Genomic DNA, 19,132 nt, shown 5'->3' with positions numbered 1-19,132 from the left:
TCGGAAATGAAGCTGACGCGCATGAAGAACCTGCCGGTATCGAGATCGTCGAACTGGCTGGAGTCGACGATGTTGCAGCCCTTCTCGGCCAGATAGCTCGAAATCGCCGCAACGATGCCGCGCGTCGACTTGCAGGATACCGTCAATACATAGCTTTTCATGTCTCTCCCTCTTCCCTCTTGGAGGCCGCAGCCCGTGCTTAGATCAAAGCCCGTGCCGCGAATAGGCCGGCGCACTTTCATTTATGCGACAAATTGCAAGATAAACCATCACGTTCCTGCAAGTTCTCTCATCGCGACATCAGCTTAGGAGAAGTTGCTCAAAACGCTGTGCCGCCAGCGCCGCACGGATGTGTATTCTCGCCTTCAGTGAATGAAACTATAGCATGTCGCTGAAAGCTGATGAGCAATTTGCGACATCGAGAGGCGGGAAACCAAGGATGTGAAGGACGGGAACTGAATCCGATGGGTTAGGCCGGCGGACGGCTCACGGCCGCCACTTTCCGGCGCGGCGTGGTGATTTCGTGGACGATTGCTCCGCCGACCGACGAAAGCACCAGCGCCAGGACCACGAAGAGCAGCGGCTGCTGCAGGATGCCGATCGGCAGGCGTTCCGAAGCCACCCTCAGGAAAGCGAGTGTGAAGGCGTGGGTGATGTAGATGCTGTAGGAGCAGTCGCCGAGATAGTTCAGCCATCCCAGAACCGGCAGCCGGGAAAAGTCGATGGAAACTGCGCCGCAGATGATGAAGATCGCCGGGATTCCCCAGGCGTAGAACCGGCTCTCCGGCGGCATCAGCGCTTCGTTGACGAAGAGGAACACAAAACCCGTGGCCAGTGCCGCCCATGCCCAGCGGTTCGGCAGAAGCACCTTTTGCCCGTAAAGCCAGCCGAGCACGACGCCGGCGAGGAACTCCAGCATGATCGGCTGACCGTAGAACCGGGTGGCCGTCGTTTCCGGCAGCAGCCGGCAGGCAATCAGGATCACGGCAAAGACGGCGAACATCGCTGGAATCCGGCGGGCTTCCGAGAGCGGCAGCAGCAACGCAAACACAAAATAGAAGAACATTTCGTAATTCAGCGTCCAGCCCGGCACGACGACAGGGGTGATCGTGCTTGGATCGGCGGCATTGGCCCATGGCAGAAACATCAGCGAGGCGATGAGATGCGGAAGGTCGAACACCGTGGATTTCAGCAGTGAAGGCGCCACCAGCGCCACGGCCGCCGAAAACAAGGTTGCCAGCCAATAGAGCGGGACGATCCTCCTGATGCGGCGGCGGGCGAAATCGCTGGGGCTCATCGCGCGCCCGCTCGTCGTCAGCCACATCACGAAACCGCTCAGCACGAAGAAGATGTCGACGCCGGTTTCGCCATAAAGAAAAGCCGTGGCGTCGACGGCGGGATTGACCTTGGCAAGCTGCAATATCGCATGGAAATAAACGACCATCAGCGCCGCAACAGCGCGCAGATATTGAAGCTGGACAAGCATCGAAGCGTCTTGCTCCTCGGACTCTCGGACGCCGGTTTCCACCGTGCCGCTACGGTCAACTCAGTACATCTGCCGCACGACCCTGCCGGATGCGCGGGCTGTCGTGGAAGCGCATATATCCGACGACGAACCACAAGAGGCCGGCAATCTTCATCGAGAAAACGGCGGTCCCCCCGATCATCATATTCAGAAAAATGAAAAGAGAAAGTGAATGGGCGCATCGCCGCTGCGCCGCCGTACGGCCGGCTGGGAAGAGGCAGACGAATAGCCAGAGCGCGACGACGCCGAAGATCGTCGCCGCGTAGATCAGATAGACATAACCGCTGTCGGCGAACTCGGCGACCCTGTCGACCGAAAGCCCGAGTACGGCGAGAGGATCGAGCTCCATGATCTTCTTCATCGTCAGGTTGATGCGGCCGGTGAAATTGTCGCCCGTCGCATTGGGTTTGAGGGTATAGACGACAAACCCCGCGGCGACGATCAGCGGCATCAGCGCCAGATTGAAATTCCTCGGGATCTTCGGAAAGACGAAATAGCCGACGATACAGGCAAAACAGAAGATCAGCATTGTGCGCGTATCGTTCGTCACCAGGATCAGCACCGCCGTGCTGATGAAGAGCAGCCGGTCCCAGCGCCCCAGTCTTTCCCACATGGAAATCAGGTAGATCGCGATCACGCCGCAAAAATTGGCAAGCGACACTTGTTCGAGAAAAATCGACGACGAGCGATGGTCGATAATGCCGAAGGAAAAGCGCTCGGGAAAGCCGAGAGCGTTCTGGAACAGGCCTGTCGTGTTGTAGCTCAGCGGCAGCAGCCCGCGCGTATTGGCGAAATAATCGGACGGATGCACGATGCTGACATAGAAGGGCACGCTGACGATTTCGAAGATCAGGAAGATCAGCACCGCAAGGCTTGCCCAGCGGAAGGCCAGCTTCATCGTTCTCTCGTTGCTCCAGCCGCCGAGGCCGGTAAAGCAGAAGATGATCAGCACGTTGCGGAAATGATCGACGAACGGCATGCGGTTGAGCACGCTGACATAGATGGTCACGACAAGCGTGAACAGCAGGAACAGGAAGCTCGGCAGATCCGTCTCGTAGATCCCCTTATGAAGGATGTAGATGATCGCGCTTGCCAGAATCAAGCCTTCGCTGGCGGCGACATGCGTCATCGACAGCGGCATGATGTTGTGGTTGATGAAGGCAAGAATGCCGTTATAGAGCATCGAAAGCAGGCCAAGCCAGAGCACCGCATGATCGACGCGAGACGCCCCCCCGGCCGCGTCGAGGCGGTTGCCCGACACCGTGAAAGTCGCTGCCTTCTGATCGACTGTCGCCACGGTCAATTCCCCGCAGGCTTGACGGCGGTGCAGGCGCCGGCGTGCGCTTTCGCCGACGCGGCGAGAAGCCGCATCTGCGGTCGCTCAGGGCCCTTGCCCGGCTGAACGTTGAAAGGTTCGTCCGCCGGCCACCATTCGCCCGCCGCCCAATAGGACCAGCCGAGCCAGACATCGCTATTGCCGGACATGGTCGCGTAGATCTTGGTCAGGCCGCTCATGCAGTCCTTGTCGGCGGAACCGCCGAATTCGCCAAGAAAACCGCGTTTATGGTTCCGCTTCAGCCAGGCGGTGACGCCGGTGATGGCCTCGACCGCGGTGGCGGCGCCTTCGCAGGTGGCATGGGTTCCCGACGAATCGACGTCGAGATATTGATGGACCTCATAAGCGTAGAAATCGAGCGGGTCGCGCACGCCGAGCATGACAGTACCGTTGGCACCGCCGATCACATCCTCTTCCCAGCTGTGAGCGCCGCTCCAGGCGGTGCCCGGCACCAGAATAAGGTTGCGAGCGCCGACGGCGCGGATGGCGCGGATCGCCGCGTTGGCGGCATCGAGCCAGTCGGTGGCCTTGATGTCGTGCGGCTCGTTCATCAGGCCGAAGAGAATGCCGTCCTGATTGGCGAATTCGACCGCGAGCCTTGCCCAGAAGTCGGCGAAAGCAGCGTCCGTCGCCGGCGCGGTGCCGATCTGCGCCTTATCGTAATAGCCGAAATTATGTGGGTCGAGCAGAACGGCCATGGCCCGCTTTCGGATCAGGCCGACCGTATCCTTGATCCGCTTGAGTTCGTCCTCGTCCAGCCGCCCGCCGAGCGCCGGCTGCAGCCGCTCCCAGCGGAAGGGCAGCCGAATGATCGTCATGCCCTTTTCGGCGAAATAGCGGATCGTCTGCTCGCTCGGATAGATGTAGTTCGTACCGTAGATGGCGCCGCGCTCGCCATATTCGCCGCCGGAAAGATTGACGCCGCGATAACACGGCGCGCCGGCCGCAAAGGCCGGCGACGGCATAAGGGCGGCCGCAAGCAGCAGCGCCGCCAGATGTCGTGTCGTCCTCATAGCTATCCTCGCAATCACGGCAAATCGCAACATCGACGTCGCTGCGCCTATCTTAACGGTCCGTTAGCTAAGAATTTCTAAAGTCGCAGCACCTCGGCTTCAGTCTTTCACGCTGGGCGGGACACGAGTGCGCGTATGAGTCAATATGACAGGAACAGGGTAAGCCGGCTGCCCGGCTGGCGCAGTTACGAGCCGTCTCCGACTGCGTCGGAAGGCGTGCGCCCGCGCAGTCCCGTTATTCGTCCGGATGATTTCGCCCGTCCCGAGCCCAAGCCAGCCCCACCGCCTTTCGTGCCACCGTCGGCACGGGTTGCAGACATCCGTCGATCCGAGCCGCCGTCCGCCGCTGCCGCCGTACGGCCTGCGGCCCTAGAACCGCCTGCGGCCCCAGAACCGGCTGTGGCCAATGTGCCGCTGCAGAACACATCCGCGCCCGCCGCCGCGCTTCTCGACCTCCGCTCCAGCATCGCGGCGATCTGGAGCCGCCGGCTGGTGGTGTTTGTGTTGGCCCTCTTTGGAGCCGTCGGGGGCGGCGTGGTGGCGCCGTTGATCGGCCAGAAATTCACCGCCGTCAGCAGCCTTTATTTCGATCCGCGCCAGATCGGGCTGGCCGAGGCCGGCGCGCAATCTTCGGGCCCATCGCCGGAGATGATCTCGGCGCTGATCGACAGCCAGGTGCAGATCCTGACCTCGGGCAATGTGCTGCGCCGCGTCGTCGAGGCGATGAAGCTCGACCAGGATCCGGAATTCAACGGCGGCAGGACGGATGGCGCGGCCGTGATCGGCGCCCTGCAGAAGGCGCTTGTCATCACCCGCCAGGCCGGCACCTATGTCGTTTCGCTCGCCGCGACGACGAACGACCCCGAGAAATCCGCGAAGCTTGCCAACCAGGTGGTCACCTCCTTTACCGAGGAGGAAAACAGCGCCTCGAACGGCCTCTACGAAAACACCTCCTCGACGCTGGACGGACGCCTTGCCGATCTGCGCCAGAAGGTGCTGGAGGCCGAGCAGGCGGTCGAAACTTTCCGGGCCGACAACGACATGGCCGCGACCGAAGGCAACCTGATCTCCGACCAGCGCCTCGTCTCGCTGAACACGCTCTTGGTAACGGCGCAGGAAAAGACCATCCAGGCGAAGGCCCGCGCCGATGCCGTCGCCAATCTGCGCGTCGAAGACATTGTTGCCGGCAACCAGGCGGAAGGCGGCGTCACCTCGCCGCTCGTCAGCTTGCGTCAGCAATATGCCGCCCAAGCCGCCGCCGTCGGCAGCCTTGAAAGCCAGATGGGAACGCGTCATCCGCGCCTGCAGGCGGCGCGCTCCTCGCTGCAGAGCATAGCCGGCGAAATCAGGGGCGAATTGCAGCGCCTCGCCACCTCGGCAAAGGGCGAATACGAGCAGGCCAAGGCCGCCGAGGATAGCGTCGCCAAGGAGCTCGCCGTTCAGAAGGCACTGCAGGCGACGACCTCGGACAAGCAGGTGGAGCTGAACGAATTGCAGCGCAAGGCAACGGCGGCGCGCGATATCTACGAAACGGTGCTCAAGCGCTCGAGCCAGACGAGCGAGGAGCAGAACCTCAGCCAGAGCAACATCCGCGTCATCTCGCCGGCCGAACCGCCGGTCAAGGCCGATGGCCCGGGAAAGAAGATCCTGATGGTCGCCGGCATCATCGGCGGCTTCCTCGCCGGGTTCTTCCTGGGCGCTGCCTTTGCCATCCTCGTCGGTCTCTTCGGCCACCCCGTCATCAGAGGCTATTTCAGGAAATCGCCCGCCGCGGCGGCTTGATGCTGGCCGCCGGTTTTCCTACATGCGGAAGAAGCGGTTTGTCGCCGGCAGGAGAGTTCCCATGCGGCTGTTGCTTCTGATATCGATCGGCGTCTTGTCCAGCCTCGCCCCGGCGTCAGCCTTCGCTGTCGACTGGACGAAATCCGTGGATTCGACTGTTCAGCCCCTCTATCCCTACAAGGGCCTTCCCGGCGTCAGGGCGCAGCCGGACAAGAAGGAAGAGGAATCCTATAATTGCCGCACCGAGACCGTCCAGATCCGCCGCCGCTATGACGAAATCTTCCGCTCCGGCGGCATGCCGACGCTGATGTATGTCTGTGACCGCGACGGCTTCGTCACCATGGGCGAAAAGATTCCGCTCCGCGGCCATTACCAGCCGGTGCGGTAAGGCCAATCGCCTTTCTCGGAGACATGCAGCTCGGCCGTCTTGGCCCCGAGCCCCGAAAAATTTCATTTGTTGCCGAATTCATTCATGAAGCGCTGCTCTATCGGGCAACGAACGCGCCTTCCGCTCCCCGGCATGCTTCTTGCTTCATTACTAATATTCTAACCTTTGGGGAGAAAGTGTCATGCAATGGAACGCATCACCGAATTTTGCACCTCTTGTCCTCTTTCTTGGCGGTCAGCGTAGGGTCGTCAAGACGCTCCGAGACGCAGCCGAAGTGCTGATAATCGATTGGCCATTCGACGATGGAGAGGAATATGTCGCGGCCGTGAAGGCTTGCGATGATGCCGTCGCGGGAGAGGCCGGGATGGAGGAATTGAGGGAATTGCTTCTTCGCGCCGCCAGGGAAGCCGGCATTACCGCTTTGTCGGTCGTATCGGGTAGCGGCAAGACGACATCCCACATGGCGGCGTGACAGGCCTTCAACCTGCGCCGACTCTTGGAACCGGTATCCAGACAAGCAGGTCGATGGCCTCTGTCAACAGGGCCAAGTGCGCAATTTTTGGAAAGATTTGAATGTTTGATCTTGGCAGCGATCAAAAGGAAATGGTGCCCAGAAGAGGACTCGAACCTCCACGCCTCGCGGCACAGGTACCTGAAACCTGCGCGTCTACCAATTCCGCCATCTGGGCGACGGAGAGCGATGTAAGGGGGTGGCTCGTGACTGTCAACTGGGTTTTTGAAGTTTTCCTGACAGTCTGCAAAAAACAACCGATCACATGCGAGGGAGCGGCCGGAGGGGAGCCATAGCGCTCCGGTCCGGGCGCCCTATATAGAGGGAGTCTCGAAAGGAATGCCTCATGCCTGCTGCTCGCACGCTTCTGCTCGCCGGCCTTTTTGCCGTTTTCGCGCCTCTCATGGCCGGCGCTGATTCGCCGAAGCCGGGTCTCGGGCCGGTCAATACGGGATCGACGCTGTGCGATTTTCGCGGCTGCTTCGGTTTTGGGCCGCAGCAATGGCATCGCCCGGCTTATGTCCAGCCGAATTACCGTCCGCGCGGCGCGGGGCCGACCTATTACCTGCCGGGCGCGGCGGGACGGCCGCAGCTGACCTATGACCCGCCGCCGGTGCGCCAGGTGCAGCCGGCACGGGATCTGAACAAGCACATCGCCTGGTGCACCAATGAATACCGTTCCTATAATCCGCGGACGGATCACTTCCTCACCTATGAAGGCGTCTACAGGGTCTGCCGCTCGCCCTATCGCTGAGCGTGCTTGGTCAGCTTTCGTGCGAGACGCGGTCGACATGGCCGAGATCGCGGCCGGGCTCGATGATGTCGCGGACGCGTTGCTTCAGCTCCTTCGGCCCGGGAAAGCCGCCGTCGCGCTTACGCTCCCAGATGAGATCCCCATTGACGCGGATTTCGAAATTGCCGCCGGTGCCCGGGATCAGCGCCACCTCGCCGAGACTGTCGGAAAAGGTGCTCAGCAGCTCCTGCGCCATCCAGGCGGCGCGCAGCAGCCAGTTGCACTGGGTGCAGTAGAGGATCGAGACGCGGGCTTTTTCGGTCATGGCGTTTTCCTTTCGTTTGGCGTGATTTAAGCGCTTGCGGCGTGCAGACGCAATCGCGCACGCGCAAGCATCTTGCGCGCCGTTCTTCGGCATGGTTTCTAACTGCCGACCACCGGGGAGAACCTATGCGAGTCGCAGTCGTCGAAAATATGCGCAACACCGGCCTCGGCGCGCTTGCCACGGCGCTCGACGAGGCGGGTGCTGAGATCGAGTGGTTCCGGGTCTGGCGGGATGGCATCCTGCCGCCGGACATATCCGGTCATGACGCGCTGGTCGTTCTCGGCGGCGAGCAGAGCGCGCTGGATGACGAGACGCATCCCTATCTGCCGGAGCTCGCCCGGCTCGCGCGCCGCTTCGGCGATGCCGGCAAGGCCGTGCTCGGCATCTGCCTCGGCAGCCAGATTCTTGCCCGCGCCTATGGCGCCGACAACCATCTCGGAGCCGCCCGCGAATTCGGCTGGCACAGCATCGGCGTCACTGATGAAGGCCGCTCCGATCCGCTGCTCTCGGCGCTTGGCGGCGAATTCACCATCTTCGAGTGGCATGCCGACACCTTTTCCCTGCCGAAAGGCGCCGTTCGTCTCGCGACCAGCCTTGTCGCCGAGAACCAGGCCTTCCGTATCGGCCGCGCCGTCTACGGCACGCAGTTTCATTTCGAGGCCGACAGAAGGGTGGTCGAGCAGTGGAAGGCGGAATTCCCTGACACGATAGAACGCATCGCGCCTGGTTGGCTGCAAAGCTATGCCGAACTGGCTGCGCGGCATGCTGGTGGCGCCGATGCCGCCGGCCTTGCCATCGCCCGCGCCTGGGTCGGGCAGATCGAACGGCAAGAGGTCGAGATGCGGTCGCAGGTCCCGGCTTGAAGAGCGATGCGATGACGGCAAGCGAACGCGAGAAGATGGCGGCGGGTGAGTGGTATCGCTGCCTGGATGACGAACTCGATCACCTTCGCCGGCAGGCGCGGCTCGCCGTCCACGCCCACAATACGCTGCCGCCGGACGAGCGCGGCGCCGCAGCCCCCGCCCTCAGGGCGCTTTTTGCACGGGCCGCCCCCGATATCTTTATCGAAGCGCCGTTTCATTGTTCCTACGGCATCAACATCACCCTTGGCGAGCGCGTCTATATCAACTCCGGCTGCGCCATCCTCGATTCCGGCAGCGTGACGATCGGCGATCGCACCATGTTCGGACCGGGCGTGCAGATTTATTGCGCCGAGCATCACAAGGATTCGGCGCTTCGCAGTAGGGGAATCGAGATCGCCCGACCGGTCGCAATCGGCAGCGATGTCTGGGTCGGCGGTGGCGCCATCATCCTCGGCGGCGTGACGATCGGCGATGGTGCGATCGTGGGTGCGGGCGCCGTCGTCACCAAGGATGTGCCGGCGGGCGCAACGGTGATCGGCAATCCCGCGCGTCCGATAAACCGCTTTTGAGATTTGCACAGGTGCGCTCCCTCGACAATGACGCCGCCTCCTCTAGATCAGAGGACGGAAGGGGAGAGATATCATGACATTACCGAATTTGCCCATGCAAGGCGGCTGCCGCTGCGGCCGGGTGCGCTTGAAGATCAGCGCTCCGCCGCTGCTGGCCATGGCCTGCCATTGCACAGGCTGCCAGAAGATGACGGCGAGCGCCTATTCGCTGAGTGCCGCCATCCCCAGCGAAGGTTTCGAGGTTACCAATGGCGAGCCTGTTATCGGCGGCCTGCACGGCGCCACCAGGCATTTTTTCTGTCCGCACTGCATGAGCTGGATGTTCACCCGGCCAGAAGGCATGGACTGGTTCGTCAATCTGCGCGTCACCATGCTCGATGACCCGAGCTGGTTCACGCCGTTCATCGAGACATGGACGAGCGAGAAGCTGTCGTTTGCTGAAACCGGCGCGGTGTATAGTTACGAAGCGCTACCCGAGATGGACGCCTATGAGGGGTTGGTGAAGGAGTATATGAGCAGGGGATAAGGCTCAGAAGCCTTGGAAGAGAAAGTCCATGGCACAGATGATGGCATCGCTTTTGCCCGATAGATCTGTGACGGCTTCTCCAATTTCCGAGGTCGGGACAGACGCCATGCGCTGGGTGGCCATCACGTATGGTTCATTCTCAATGAGAAAGCGTGGGTTCAGTCGCGAGATCGTCCAAGTCAATTCCTGGACTGGATGCAAAGGAACCATGACACGTGAAGGCAGATCGTCAAGCAGATTGGCTTGAAGGTCGACGGCAAGGACATTCCCACTTTTCAGGCGATAGACGTGGAAGCAATTCCAGGAAAAGTGTGAAGCGGGTTTCCGTCAGGAATTGCGTAATACAAGACTTAGAGCGGTTCTGCGCTTTAATGAAAAACTGAACCGCTCTAAAACTGACGGTACTTGGCGAGCGGCAGGCCGTGTTTTTCGACATATTCGGTTTCGAGCCGGATCGCCTCGGCGTTCTCGATCCGCCACAGCCGCTCGCGTTCCGCTTTTATCGCTTTCGCGATACCTTCTTCCGCCGCCCTGGATATGTTGATCTTGAGCTCGCGAGCCTGAGCGACTAGGCCTTCATCCAGAAACAGGTTCGCTGCTTTTCTCGCCTGCTGAGTCATAACGCTCTCCTCGGTCTTATGCGCAAATCATATGCGCATAAGATATATTGAGAAGCGCTATTCGTCGCCCATCTTCAGCGCGGCGATGAAGGCTTCCTGCGGAATCTCCACCTTGCCGAACTGGCGCATGCGCTTCTTGCCTTCCTTCTGCTTGTCGAGCAGTTTGCGCTTGCGAGTGGCGTCGCCGCCATAGCACTTGGCCGTCACGTCCTTGCGCAGCGCCGAGATGGTTTCGCGGGCAATCACGTTGCCGCCGATCGCCGCCTGGATTGGGATCTTGAACATGTGCTTCGGAATAAGCTCCTTCAGCCGCTCGCACATGTCGCGGCCGCGCTTTTCAGCTGCCATGCGATGCACAAGCATCGAGAGTGCATCGACCGGCTCGCCATTGACGAGGATCGACATCTTCACGAGGTTGCCTGCGCGGTAGCCTTCGAGGTGATAATCGAAGGATGCATAGCCCTTGGAGATCGATTTCAGCCGGTCGTAGAAGTCGAAGACGACTTCGTTCAGCGGCAGTTCATAGGTCACCATCGCCCGGGTGCCGACATAGGTCAGCTCGGTCTGGATGCCGCGACGGTCCTGGCAGAGTTTCAGGATGCCGCCGAGATAATCGTCCGGCGTCATGATTGTCGCCTTGATCCACGGCTCGCGGATTTCGGCAATCTTGACGACATCGGGCATGTCGGCCGGATTGTGCAGTTCGCGCTCGCTGCCGTCGGTCATCGTCAGCTGATAGACGACGGAAGGCGCTGTTGCGATGAGGTCGAGGTCGAACTCGCGCTCCAGGCGCTCCTGGATGATTTCGAGGTGCAGCAGGCCGAGGAAGCCGCAGCGGAAGCCGAAGCCGAGGGCTGCCGACGATTCCATTTCGAAGGAGAAGGATGCGTCGTTGAGGCGAAGCTTGCCCATGGCCGCGCGCAAGTCTTCGAAATCGGCGGCATCGACAGGGAAGAGCCCGCAGAAGACGACCGGCTGCGCCGGCTTGAAGCCCGGCAGGGCTTCCGCCGTCGGGCGCTTGTCTTCGGTAATCGTATCGCCGACGCGTGTATCGGCCACTTCCTTGATCGAGGCGGTGATGAAGCCGATCTCGCCGGGGCCGAGGCTGTCGACATTGACCATCTTCGGCGTCAGCACGCCGACGCGTTCGACCTGGTATTTCGCATCGGTGCCCATCATGCGGATCGTCTGGCCCTTGGTCAGCACGCCGTCGATGACCCGCACGAGAACCATGACGCCGAGATAGGTGTCGTACCAACTGTCGACGAGCAGCGCCTTCAGCGGCGCCTTTTCACCGCCGGGGCTCTTCGGCGCCGGCAGCTTGTGGACGATCGCTTCCAGCACGTCGGGAATGCCGAGGCCGGTCTTGGCCGAAATCAGGACGGCCTCGGAAGCGTCGATGCCGATCACTTCCTCGATCTGTTCCTTGATGCGGTCGGGCTCTGCGGCCGGCAGGTCGATCTTGTTGAGCACGGTGACGAGCTCGTGGTTGTTGTCGATCGCCTGGTAGACATTGGCGAGCGTCTGCGCTTCCACGCCCTGGCTGGCGTCGACGACCAGCAGCGAGCCCTCACAGGCCGACAGCGACCGCGAGACTTCATAGGCGAAATCGACGTGGCCGGGCGTGTCGATCAGGTTGAGAATGTATTTCTCGCCATTGTTTGCCTGATAGTGCAGGCGCACGGTCTGGGCCTTGATGGTGATGCCGCGTTCGCGCTCGATCTCCATATTGTCGAGCACCTGCTCGGACATTTCGCGCTCGGCAAGTCCGCCCGTCGTCTGGATCAGGCGGTCGGCCAGCGTCGATTTGCCGTGGTCGATATGGGCCACGATCGAGAAGTTGCGGATATGGGACAGCGGAGTGGTCGAATTGGTGCTCATGCGCGCCATATAGCAGCGCCGCCCCCTGCCGCAAAGCGGTAATTAATCGGGAGTTTACGCTATTTTGCGGGTCTGCCCGGCGTGCGTCAGACCGGCCAGCTCTCCAGTCGCCAGGCCGAATCCCAGAAGATCCATTCATATTGCGAGGCGCGCACGAAAACGTCCATCATTTCGGCGCGCTCCGTCTCCGATGCGGCGCGGGCGGCGATATCGGTCAGTGCGATCACTTCGCGGGCGCCGGCGGCGAATTGCGGATCGCCATAGGTGTTGATCCAGGCCTGATAAACATTGCCTTCGATCGCGGGTCTGCCTTTGATGCCTTCGCCGACATGCATGTAGATCCAGAAGCAGGGCAGGATGGCCGAAAGCGCAACAGCATAGGACCTATGATAGGCGGTCGCCAGAAGGAAATTCGTATAGGCGAAGCAGGAAGGCGAGGGCTCTGCGGCCGTCACATCTGCGCTCGAAATGCCGAATTGCGAGAGGAAGCCGGCATGCAGGCCCTGCTCGACGGTGATCGCCTTCTGCGCCGAACCGAGGAAGCGCAGCACCTGCGCATTGTCGGGCGCTTTTGCCGCGACGATGGCGAGGCACCGGGCATAATGCTTCAGATAGATTGCGTCCTGCAGGATGTAGTGACGGAAAACCTCCGGCGGCAGCGTGCCGTCCGAAAGCCGTTCCAGGAGCGGCAATCGCTCGATCTCGGCCATGAGAGGCTTGATCCGGTCCCAGGCGGCGGCCGTGAAGTTTCCTGTGATTTCGATGTTCTGCAAGCTGCCGTCCATGATGTCCTCCGCTCTCCAAGCGCCGCTGCCATATATCGGCGGCACGGCGGTGAAGGCAAGCGCGACGACGCATTAAAAAGACGCTTGATTCCATGATGAGATAAGGTATTTCTCTTATAGTAGAATCTTGGATCGGCGATGGAACAGGAACTCGAACAGGCGATCGGCAGCCGCATTCGCACCTTGCGGCTGGAAAAGGGCCTGACGCTGGATGAGCTTTCCGAAGCGTCTGGCGTCAGCCGCGCGATGATTTCGCGCATAGAGCGGGCGGAGGCGAGCCCGACCGCCTCGCTGTTGGCAAGGGTCTGCGCCGCGCTCGGCCTGTCGCTCTCAGCCTTCTTTGCAGAGGAGGGGCAGCAAGCCTCGCCGCTGGCGCGGCGGCAGGAACAGCAGGTCTGGCGCGATCCGGAAACCGGTTATCTCAGGCGCGCGGTATCGGCGCCCGGCACCGGCTCCGCCGTCGATATCGTCGAAGTCGAATTTCCACCCGGCGCCCGCGTCAGCTTCCCACCGCATGCGGCATCCCATGACATGACACAGCATGTCTGGCTCTTCGATGGCGAGCTGGAGATGACTGCGGGTGAGACGGTCTACCGGCTGCGTCCAGGCGACTGCCTGTTCATGCCCGTCGGGGAGGGCCATTCCTTCCATAATCCCGGCAATGCCCCGGCGCGCTATTGCGTCGTGCTCGATCGCGGCGGCCGATGACGACCTTCATTTCAGGAGAAGACCATGCCTGACATTCGCATCCTTTCTGCTGAGGAGGCCCACGCTGCAATTCCGGCCCTCTCGGAGGTGCTGGCCGATTGCGTCACGGGCGGCGCTTCCGTCGGTTTCATGCAGCCCTATGGACCGGAAGATGCCGAGCCCTATTGGCTGGACGTTGCAGATGCAGTCGCCGCCGGCAGCAGTCTACTGCTGGTCGCCAAACTCGACGGCCGGATCGTCGGCACGGTGCAGGTGGGTGCCGCGCAGATGCCGAACCAGCCGCATCGCGGCGATCTGAAGAAGCTCCTGGTGCATCGTTCCGCCCGCGGGCGCGGCCTTGCCCGGCTGCTGATGGAAGCCGCCGAACGCGAGGCGGCCGCCCGCGGCAAGACCCTGCTCGTGCTCGACACGGCGACCGGCAGCGATGCCGAGGCGATCTATCCCCGCCTGGGCTGGCAGCGGGTCGGCGTCATCCCCGATTATGCTCTGTGGCCGGAAGGCGGCTTTTGCGACACCACCTTGTTCTACAAGCGGCTCGCCTGATTGCACCAGTGCCGCTCATGCCCACCTTGCAAACATGGGAAGCGCCCCGGCCAATGTCGTCCCCGCCGTCCATTGCGCCGCGTTCCAGCCAGACTGCCGCGCCGTTTCGACATTCGCCGCGATATCATCGATGAAGGCGATCTCCGCGGCCATGACCCCGGCACGTTCGGTCGCCATTCGGAAGAAGTCGGGCGAAGGCTTGCTGTGTCCGAGTGCTGCGGAATAGATGATGCCGTCGAAATGCGCGCCAAGCCCCAGCTCTTCCATCAGATAGCGCGCGCGCCTGTGCTCCTGGTTGGTCGCCAGGAAGAGAGTGACGCCGCTTCGCCTGAGAGCGGCGAGATCCGCCAGCAGATTGCGGTCGAGCCGGGAATCGTTTTCGAACCAGTAGTCGATCAGCGCCGCGGCGCTGAGATGGGGCGCGATCTTTGCGAGCACGCCGGCGAGCGTTGGCTCCAGTGCTTCGCGGCCGATGATGATGGCGCCCCAGTGAACCTGGAAAAACTCCTGCTGCAGCAGATCGGGTCGCAGGCCGAGATCGCGCTCGAGATAGGTGAAGTGGGGCAGCCCGTCGGCCGGGCGGCCATGGATGAGCACGCCGTCGACATCGACCATCAGCACTTTCATGCGGCAGTTTCCTTCGGACTCAAAACATCGCGAAGGGTGAAGTCATTCACTTTGGCGATCAAGGGCGCCGCGCCGGCTTTTTTGTCGCGGCCGACCCATGTAAATCTGGAATTCCAATCAAGGACGGATCCGAAATGCGCGTCATCTATTCCGAAGACCATAAGCTGCGTGACGCCAGGACCGAGCTCTATGCCGGCCAGCTGGTGACGCCCTTCGAGGCGCCGTTTCGCGCCGAGTGGATCCTGGCGGCGGTCAAGGAAGCGGGTTTTGCCGATGTCGCAGCGCCGGACGCGCATGGGCTGGAAGCGGCCCGAAAGGTGCATGACCCCGCCTATCTCGATTTTCTCGCTACCGTCTGGGATCGCTGGGTGGCGGCTGGTTTCGAAGGCGAAGCGATCGCCAATTCCTTCCCGGTCCGCCGCACCAGCCATCGCGTCCCCGACAATATCGTCGGCGCGATCGGCCATTATGCCAATGCCGCCGACACCTCCATCACCAAGGGCTCTTATGAAGCGGCGATCGCCTCCATGCGTTGCGCCATCACCGGAGCGGATTGGCTGAATGCCGGTAACCGGTTCGCCTTTGCACTTTGCCGTCCGCCCGGCCATCATGCCGGCATCGACCTTTTCGGCGGCTATTGTTTCATCAACAATGCGGGCGTCGCGGCCCAGCGGCTCATCGATCACGGCGCGAAGAAGGTCGCCGTGCTCGATGTCGATTTCCACCACGGCAACGGCACACAGGACCTGTTCTATCACAGAGGCGATGTCTTCACCGCCTCGCTGCATGGCGATCCGATGTTTGCCTTTCCCTATTTCCTCGGCCATGCCGACGAGGAAGGAGAAGGGCAGGGTACGGGCAGCAACCGCAACTATCCGATGCCGCCGCACACGCCCTGGCAGGTCTGGTCTTCGGCCCTTGCCGATGCGCTCGCCCGCATCAAGGCTTTCGGCGCCGAGGCGATCGTTGTGGCGCTCGGCGTCGATACCTTCGAGCGCGACCCGATCTCCTTTTTCCAGCTGAAGTCGGAAGACTTCATTCGCATGGGAGAGATGATCTCCGCCGCCGGCCTGCCCGTCGTCACCTGCATGGAGGGCGGTTACGGCGTGCCGGAAATTGGCCTCAACGTCGCCAATGTCCTCAAGGGCCTGGAAGCCTGATTGCTTGATATGACCGACGAGATCGTTCCATCCGACATTCCGACGCCTCGCATGCTGAGCTGGGCCCGCAACTCCGCCATCTATCGCTTGGAGCGGCGGATGATGACCGAAAAGCAGCTGTTTGACGCGATCACCCGCAAGGCGAAAGAGAAGTTCGAGGATATCGGTGCGGCGCAACTCAAGGCCCTTGCCGATTTCGCCGTCAGGTTCGCCTATGACAACAAGGCGCTCGATGATGACGCCTATGCCGAGATCAGCACGCGTTCCCAGCTACGCGGCGGCAAATCGAAGCGCGCCATCGCCCGGAAACTTGCGGCCAAGGGCGTCGCTGGTGATAAGGTAGAGGCCGCCCTTGAGGAGGCTGACGATCTCTATGCTGCTGCAATATTTGCCCGCAAACGCGCCTTCGGCCCCTTCCGCCGCGTCGAGCTTGACGAAAAGCGAAAGGCCAAAGAGCTTTCGGCCTTCGCCCGCAACGGCTTCAGCTTCGACATCGGCAGGAAGGTGTTCGACATGAGTTTGGAGGATGCCGAAGAGGTCATCCTGGCCTGCCGTCTCTGATCTTGCATAAGGCCTTTTACTGGCCGGATCAGAAGTTTGAATTTGTCGCTCGCAGACCGTCTTCGTAAGAACAGCGCACAATCGGCGAGGGGGCGGGTATGGAAGGAAGAGCAAATGTCGGCGCGGGCACGCTGACCGCAGAGGCGTCAACAGCATTTGGCGGGGTGGCGACTGGCGGGCTAATGTGCCTCCTATCCATGTCGTCGATCCAGTTCGGCGCCGCACTCTCATCCTCAGCCATCTCAACCTATGGGCCGGCCGGCGCCTCTTGGCTGCGCCTGGCTTTTGCGGCCATCATTCTCGCCCTTGTCGTGCGGCCGCGCGTCTTCAGCTACACAAGGGCGCAATGGACGAGCGCTCTGGTCCTCGGCGCGGCGACAGCGCTGATGACCATGAGCTTCTTCGCGGCGATCGCGCGCATTCCCCTCGGTCTTGCCGTAGCGATCGATTTTCTCGGCCCGCTTTTCGTTGCGACCATCGGCTATGGCCTCAGCCGGCGTCTCCTCTGGCCTCTCATTGCAGCATTTGGCGTTCTGGCGCTTGCTCATGACGGTGAAGGCTGGGTCGGCAATATCGAGGGCATTCTTTTTGCACTCGGCGCCGGAACCGGATGGGCGATCTATATCGTCCTGACAAAAAAGATCGGCGCGAGCTTCAAGGGGCTGGAGGGGCTTTCCATATCGCTGATGGCCGCCGCTCTTGTCGCGACACCCTTCGGCATCGCCGGCGCCATCCCGAAGCTCGATGCTTACGGCCTTGTTGAAATGGTCGGCCTTGCCGTTCTCGTGCCGCTGCTTCCATACACGCTGGAGCTGATCGCCTTGCGGCGCATGCCGACGGCATCTTTCGGCATTCTCATGAGCCTCGAGCCGGCCATCGCGGCACTGGCCGGTTTCGTCATTCTGGCCCAGCCGATGACGCTGCTGCAGATGGCCGGAACTGCCTTGGTGGTCGCCGCAAGTGCCGGCGCGACCTTTTCCGCTCGGCAGTGATCAGCCCGCCTTTTTCGCCGGATCGTCGAGAGCGGGATTGTAGAACAGCGACAGCGTCAGGCTTTTGGCAATCCGCTCGGCGGTCGCCATGAACCAGACCTTGGCTTCCGACGAGGGGGCGATCTCGTCAAGCGTTGCGGCGAACAGCGACAGCCACTTCGGAAAAAGATCGGGCGTCAGGTTCTGAACGCCGGTATGCGCCTGCACCGGCTTGCCGCCATAGGCGCCGCTGCGGAAGGCAACGGCCGACCAGAAGCTCTTCATCTTCTCTATATGCTCCGGCCAGCGGCCGGAAAGCCGCGCATCGAATACCGGGCCGAGATCGGGATGTTTCAGCACGCGCCCGTAGAAAGTCTCGACCAGCCTGCCGATAAAGGCCTCGTCGACCCCTATCGTCCGCATCTCGGCCTCCGCCTTTTCGCGGATCGCCGCGACATGGGCAGGGCGGCCCTGAATGTCATTGTTCATCAGAAACCCCGGCGCCGCATGATGCGGCGTCTCTCATATAAGTCTTTACCTCAGCGAACCAAAGCCGCTCGTGCGGATTGCGGCAATCTGTCAGCCGGTCCGCCTCGGCCACTTGACCACCATCGCTTCCTTGCCTAGGTTTAGAATTATTCTAAATTTTTTGGAGAAGTTTATGCTGGCGCGTTTTTTCAGGTCGCCGAAACGATCCTTTGATTCGCTCTCCGAGCAGGAGATTCTCGCCCTTGCGATTGCCTCCGAGGAAGATGACGCCCGCATCTATCTCGCCTATGCCGACAAGCTGCGGCCTGAATTTCCGGCTTCGGCCAAGGTCTTTGAAGATATGGCCGAGGTCGAGGATACGCACCGCAAATCGCTGTTCGAAATCCATCGTCAACGTTTCGGCGAGCGCATCCCGCTGATTCGGCGCGAGCATGTGCAGGGCTTTTACGAACGCAAGCCGGACTGGCTGCGAGCCAACCTGTCGCTCGATGCGATGCGGCAGGAGACCGAGGCGATGGAGGAGCAGGCCTATCGATTTTATGTCGAGGCGGCAAAGCGCACCACCGACGCCTCGACGCGTGAGCTGCTCGGCGATCTCGCACTCGCCGAACAGGGGCACGAAGACATCGCCCGCATGCTTGGCGACAAACATACGCCCGAGGATATCAGGCGCGACGAGGACGAGACGGCGCACCGGCAATTCGTGCTGACCTATGTGCAGCCGGGCCTTGCCGGCTTGATGGACGGCTCGGTGTCGACGCTGGCGCCGATCTTTGCCGCTGCCTTTGCCACCCAGGATACATGGCAGACCTTCCTGGTCGGTCTTTCCGCCTCCGTCGGCGCCGGCATCTCGATGGGCTTCACCGAAGCCGCCCATGACGACGGGAAAATCTCCGGCCGGGGCTCGCCGGTCAAGCGTGGCCTTGCCTGCGGCATCATGACGGCGCTCGGCGGCCTCGGCCATGCGCTGCCCTATCTGATCCCGCATTTCTGGACGGCAACGATCACCGCCGCCATCATCGTCTTCTTCGAACTTTGGGCAATCGCCTTCATCCAGAACCGCTACATGGAAACCCCCTTCCTGCGCGCCGCCTTCCAGGTCGTGCTCGGCGGCGGCCTGGTACTCGCCGCCGGTATTTTGATTGGGAATGGGTGAGGAGCGGTCGGCGAAGCCGAGCAATCGATCCAGTGAATCGATTGCAGCGACGAACGCCCT

23 protein-coding genes, 1 tRNA gene and 1 pseudogene are annotated in these 19,132 nt (G+C 61.5%); 13 read left to right on the top strand and 12 right to left on the bottom strand.

Annotated features, from left to right (window positions below; genetic code table 11):
• The 4 genes from CO660_RS16210 to CO660_RS16195 form a co-directional block, all read right to left on the bottom strand.
• Window positions 1–161, bottom strand: a 161-nt coding sequence (locus CO660_RS16210; protein WP_141504858.1) for an ACT domain-containing protein, incomplete at its 3' end; no start/stop codon positions are given.
• Between the two features lie 308 nt (window positions 162–469).
• Window positions 470–1,486, bottom strand: coding sequence for an acyltransferase (locus CO660_RS16205; protein ID WP_097599557.1), 1,017 nt, complete (start codon window positions 1,484–1,486; stop codon window positions 470–472).
• A gap of 55 nt (window positions 1,487–1,541) precedes the next feature.
• Window positions 1,542–2,822, bottom strand: coding sequence for a hypothetical protein (locus CO660_RS16200; RefSeq protein WP_097599556.1), 1,281 nt, complete (start codon window positions 2,820–2,822; stop codon window positions 1,542–1,544).
• Window positions 2,823–2,824: 2 nt separating this feature from the next.
• A complete protein-coding gene (locus CO660_RS16195) occupies window positions 2,825–3,874 on the bottom strand; it encodes a glycoside hydrolase family 5 protein (RefSeq protein ID WP_097599555.1) in 1,050 nt (349 codons plus the stop codon).
• A gap of 135 nt (window positions 3,875–4,009) precedes the next feature.
• On the opposite strand from CO660_RS16195, the gene CO660_RS16190 reads away from it, so the two are divergent.
• The 3 genes from CO660_RS16190 (at window position 4,010) to CO660_RS16180 (ending at window position 6,516) form a co-directional block, all read left to right on the top strand.
• Complete coding sequence (locus CO660_RS16190; RefSeq protein WP_097599554.1) at window positions 4,010–5,656, top strand: GumC family protein; 1,647 nt, start codon at window positions 4,010–4,012, stop codon at window positions 5,654–5,656.
• Window positions 5,657–5,717: 61 nt separating this feature from the next.
• Window positions 5,718–6,044 carry a hypothetical protein gene (locus CO660_RS16185; RefSeq protein ID WP_097599553.1) on the top strand — a complete coding sequence of 109 codons (327 nt, stop codon included), beginning with the start codon at window positions 5,718–5,720 and terminating at the stop codon, window positions 6,042–6,044.
• Between the two features lie 181 nt (window positions 6,045–6,225).
• Complete coding sequence (locus CO660_RS16180; RefSeq protein ID WP_097599552.1) at window positions 6,226–6,516, top strand: DUF982 domain-containing protein; 291 nt, start codon at window positions 6,226–6,228, stop codon at window positions 6,514–6,516.
• Window positions 6,517–6,648: 132 nt separating this feature from the next.
• Here CO660_RS16180 and CO660_RS16175 read toward each other — a convergent pair.
• Window positions 6,649–6,733 (bottom strand) — tRNA-Leu (locus CO660_RS16175).
• Window positions 6,734–6,901: 168 nt separating this feature from the next.
• On the opposite strand from CO660_RS16175, the gene CO660_RS16170 reads away from it, so the two are divergent.
• On the top strand, window positions 6,902–7,309 hold the full coding sequence (locus CO660_RS16170; protein WP_097599551.1) for a BA14K family protein: 408 nt from the start codon (window positions 6,902–6,904) through the stop codon (window positions 7,307–7,309).
• A 10-nt stretch (window positions 7,310–7,319) separates the two neighbouring features.
• Here CO660_RS16170 and CO660_RS16165 read toward each other — a convergent pair whose 3' ends face one another.
• Complete coding sequence (locus CO660_RS16165; protein ID WP_011423629.1) at window positions 7,320–7,613, bottom strand: SelT/SelW/SelH family protein; 294 nt, start codon at window positions 7,611–7,613, stop codon at window positions 7,320–7,322.
• Window positions 7,614–7,738: 125 nt separating this feature from the next.
• Here CO660_RS16165 and CO660_RS16160 point away from each other — a divergent pair, with 125 nt between their 5' ends.
• The 3 genes from CO660_RS16160 to CO660_RS16150 all read left to right on the top strand — a co-directional run bounded on the left by CO660_RS16160 (window position 7,739) and on the right by CO660_RS16150 (window position 9,571).
• Window positions 7,739–8,476: a type 1 glutamine amidotransferase gene (locus CO660_RS16160; protein ID WP_097599550.1), complete on the top strand. Its 738-nt coding sequence runs from the start codon at window positions 7,739–7,741 to the stop codon at window positions 8,474–8,476.
• Between the two features lie 11 nt (window positions 8,477–8,487).
• Complete coding sequence (locus tag CO660_RS16155) at window positions 8,488–9,045, top strand: sugar O-acetyltransferase (RefSeq protein WP_097599573.1); 558 nt, start codon at window positions 8,488–8,490, stop codon at window positions 9,043–9,045.
• A 73-nt stretch (window positions 9,046–9,118) separates the two neighbouring features.
• Window positions 9,119–9,571: a GFA family protein gene (locus tag CO660_RS16150; RefSeq protein ID WP_097599549.1), complete on the top strand. Its 453-nt coding sequence runs from the start codon at window positions 9,119–9,121 to the stop codon at window positions 9,569–9,571.
• 3 nt (window positions 9,572–9,574) lie between these two features.
• On the opposite strand, the pseudogene CO660_RS16145 reads toward CO660_RS16150, so the two are convergent.
• The 4 genes and pseudogenes from CO660_RS16145 to tenA all read right to left on the bottom strand — a co-directional run.
• Window positions 9,575–9,859, bottom strand: a pseudogene (locus CO660_RS16145) (CcdB family protein); the annotation flags it as partial.
• Between the two features lie 101 nt (window positions 9,860–9,960).
• Window positions 9,961–10,191 carry a type II toxin-antitoxin system CcdA family antitoxin gene (locus tag CO660_RS16140; RefSeq protein ID WP_097599547.1) on the bottom strand — a complete coding sequence of 77 codons (231 nt, stop codon included), beginning with the start codon at window positions 10,189–10,191 and terminating at the stop codon, window positions 9,961–9,963.
• 57 nt (window positions 10,192–10,248) lie between these two features.
• Window positions 10,249–12,081 carry a translation elongation factor 4 gene (gene lepA / locus CO660_RS16135; RefSeq protein ID WP_085776615.1) on the bottom strand — a complete coding sequence of 611 codons (1,833 nt, stop codon included), beginning with the start codon at window positions 12,079–12,081 and terminating at the stop codon, window positions 10,249–10,251.
• 77 nt (window positions 12,082–12,158) lie between these two features.
• On the bottom strand, window positions 12,159–12,857 hold the full coding sequence (gene tenA / locus CO660_RS16130) for a thiaminase II (RefSeq protein ID WP_097599546.1): 699 nt from the start codon (window positions 12,855–12,857) through the stop codon (window positions 12,159–12,161).
• A 138-nt stretch (window positions 12,858–12,995) separates the two neighbouring features.
• On the opposite strand from tenA, the gene CO660_RS16125 reads away from it, so the two are divergent.
• Both CO660_RS16125 and CO660_RS16120 read left to right on the top strand, forming a co-directional pair.
• A complete protein-coding gene (locus CO660_RS16125; protein WP_085776616.1) occupies window positions 12,996–13,565 on the top strand; it encodes an XRE family transcriptional regulator in 570 nt (189 codons plus the stop codon).
• A 24-nt stretch (window positions 13,566–13,589) separates the two neighbouring features.
• Window positions 13,590–14,108 (top strand): GNAT family N-acetyltransferase, encoded by a 519-nt coding sequence (locus CO660_RS16120; protein ID WP_097599545.1) that lies wholly within the window; start codon window positions 13,590–13,592, stop codon window positions 14,106–14,108.
• A gap of 15 nt (window positions 14,109–14,123) precedes the next feature.
• On the opposite strand, the gene CO660_RS16115 is transcribed toward CO660_RS16120, so the two are convergent.
• Window positions 14,124–14,735 (bottom strand): HAD-IA family hydrolase, encoded by a 612-nt coding sequence (locus CO660_RS16115; RefSeq protein ID WP_097599544.1) that lies wholly within the window; start codon window positions 14,733–14,735, stop codon window positions 14,124–14,126.
• Window positions 14,736–14,869: 134 nt separating this feature from the next.
• Here CO660_RS16115 and CO660_RS16110 point away from each other — a divergent pair, with 134 nt between their 5' ends.
• The 3 genes from CO660_RS16110 to CO660_RS16100 all read left to right on the top strand — a co-directional run bounded on the left by CO660_RS16110 (window position 14,870) and on the right by CO660_RS16100 (window position 17,448).
• Window positions 14,870–15,895: a histone deacetylase family protein gene (locus CO660_RS16110; protein WP_097599543.1), complete on the top strand. Its 1,026-nt coding sequence runs from the start codon at window positions 14,870–14,872 to the stop codon at window positions 15,893–15,895.
• 9 nt (window positions 15,896–15,904) lie between these two features.
• Window positions 15,905–16,456 carry a recombination regulator RecX gene (recX, locus tag CO660_RS16105; protein ID WP_097599572.1) on the top strand — a complete coding sequence of 184 codons (552 nt, stop codon included), beginning with the start codon at window positions 15,905–15,907 and terminating at the stop codon, window positions 16,454–16,456.
• Between the two features lie 98 nt (window positions 16,457–16,554).
• Window positions 16,555–17,448 carry an EamA family transporter gene (locus tag CO660_RS16100; protein WP_097599542.1) on the top strand — a complete coding sequence of 298 codons (894 nt, stop codon included), beginning with the start codon at window positions 16,555–16,557 and terminating at the stop codon, window positions 17,446–17,448.
• Here the strand turns inward: CO660_RS16100 and CO660_RS16095 are convergent, their stop codons facing one another.
• A complete protein-coding gene (locus tag CO660_RS16095; protein ID WP_097599541.1) occupies window positions 17,449–17,916 on the bottom strand; it encodes a truncated hemoglobin in 468 nt (155 codons plus the stop codon).
• Between the two features lie 172 nt (window positions 17,917–18,088).
• Here CO660_RS16095 and mbfA point away from each other — a divergent pair, with 172 nt between their 5' ends.
• Complete coding sequence (gene mbfA, locus CO660_RS16090) at window positions 18,089–19,072, top strand: iron exporter MbfA (protein WP_097599540.1); 984 nt, start codon at window positions 18,089–18,091, stop codon at window positions 19,070–19,072.
• Window positions 19,073–19,132: the final 60 nt, after the last annotated feature.

The sequence above is a fragment of the Rhizobium sp. L9 genome, assembly GCF_002531885.1.
Lineage (GTDB): Bacteria > Pseudomonadota > Alphaproteobacteria > Rhizobiales > Rhizobiaceae > Rhizobium.
The sequence above is the reverse complement of the archived record's forward strand: the minus strand, read 5'-3'. Positions and strand labels throughout refer to the sequence as shown.

Bases quoted from the DNA above. Each gene is read 5' to 3' on its own strand.
- CO660_RS16170 (WP_097599551.1), top strand. From the start codon at position 6,902: ATGCCTGCTGCTCGCACGCTTCTGCTCGCCGGCCTTTTTGCCGTTTTC.
- CO660_RS16115 (WP_097599544.1), bottom strand. From the start codon at position 14,735: ATGAAAGTGCTGATGGTCGATGTCGACGGCGTGCTCATCCATGGCCGC.
- lepA (WP_085776615.1), bottom strand. From the start codon at position 12,081: ATGGCGCGCATGAGCACCAATTCGACCACTCCGCTGTCCCATATCCGC.
- CO660_RS16120 (WP_097599545.1), top strand. From the start codon at position 13,590: ATGCCTGACATTCGCATCCTTTCTGCTGAGGAGGCCCACGCTGCAATT.
- CO660_RS16190 (WP_097599554.1), top strand. From the start codon at position 4,010: ATGAGTCAATATGACAGGAACAGGGTAAGCCGGCTGCCCGGCTGGCGC.
- CO660_RS16100 (WP_097599542.1), top strand. From the start codon at position 16,555: ATGGAAGGAAGAGCAAATGTCGGCGCGGGCACGCTGACCGCAGAGGCG.
- CO660_RS16180 (WP_097599552.1), top strand. From the start codon at position 6,226: ATGCAATGGAACGCATCACCGAATTTTGCACCTCTTGTCCTCTTTCTT.
- CO660_RS16155 (WP_097599573.1), top strand. From the start codon at position 8,488: ATGACGGCAAGCGAACGCGAGAAGATGGCGGCGGGTGAGTGGTATCGC.
- CO660_RS16205 (WP_097599557.1), bottom strand. From the start codon at position 1,486: ATGCTTGTCCAGCTTCAATATCTGCGCGCTGTTGCGGCGCTGATGGTC.
- CO660_RS16150 (WP_097599549.1), top strand. From the start codon at position 9,119: ATGACATTACCGAATTTGCCCATGCAAGGCGGCTGCCGCTGCGGCCGG.
- CO660_RS16195 (WP_097599555.1), bottom strand. From the start codon at position 3,874: ATGAGGACGACACGACATCTGGCGGCGCTGCTGCTTGCGGCCGCCCTT.
- CO660_RS16185 (WP_097599553.1), top strand. From the start codon at position 5,718: ATGCGGCTGTTGCTTCTGATATCGATCGGCGTCTTGTCCAGCCTCGCC.
- CO660_RS16165 (WP_011423629.1), bottom strand. From the start codon at position 7,613: ATGACCGAAAAAGCCCGCGTCTCGATCCTCTACTGCACCCAGTGCAAC.
- mbfA (WP_097599540.1), top strand. From the start codon at position 18,089: ATGCTGGCGCGTTTTTTCAGGTCGCCGAAACGATCCTTTGATTCGCTC.
- CO660_RS16125 (WP_085776616.1), top strand. From the start codon at position 12,996: ATGGAACAGGAACTCGAACAGGCGATCGGCAGCCGCATTCGCACCTTG.
- CO660_RS16160 (WP_097599550.1), top strand. From the start codon at position 7,739: ATGCGAGTCGCAGTCGTCGAAAATATGCGCAACACCGGCCTCGGCGCG.
- tenA (WP_097599546.1), bottom strand. From the start codon at position 12,857: ATGGACGGCAGCTTGCAGAACATCGAAATCACAGGAAACTTCACGGCC.
- recX (WP_097599572.1), top strand. From the start codon at position 15,905: ATGACCGACGAGATCGTTCCATCCGACATTCCGACGCCTCGCATGCTG.
- CO660_RS16095 (WP_097599541.1), bottom strand. From the start codon at position 17,916: ATGAACAATGACATTCAGGGCCGCCCTGCCCATGTCGCGGCGATCCGC.
- CO660_RS16110 (WP_097599543.1), top strand. From the start codon at position 14,870: ATGCGCGTCATCTATTCCGAAGACCATAAGCTGCGTGACGCCAGGACC.
- CO660_RS16140 (WP_097599547.1), bottom strand. From the start codon at position 10,191: ATGACTCAGCAGGCGAGAAAAGCAGCGAACCTGTTTCTGGATGAAGGC.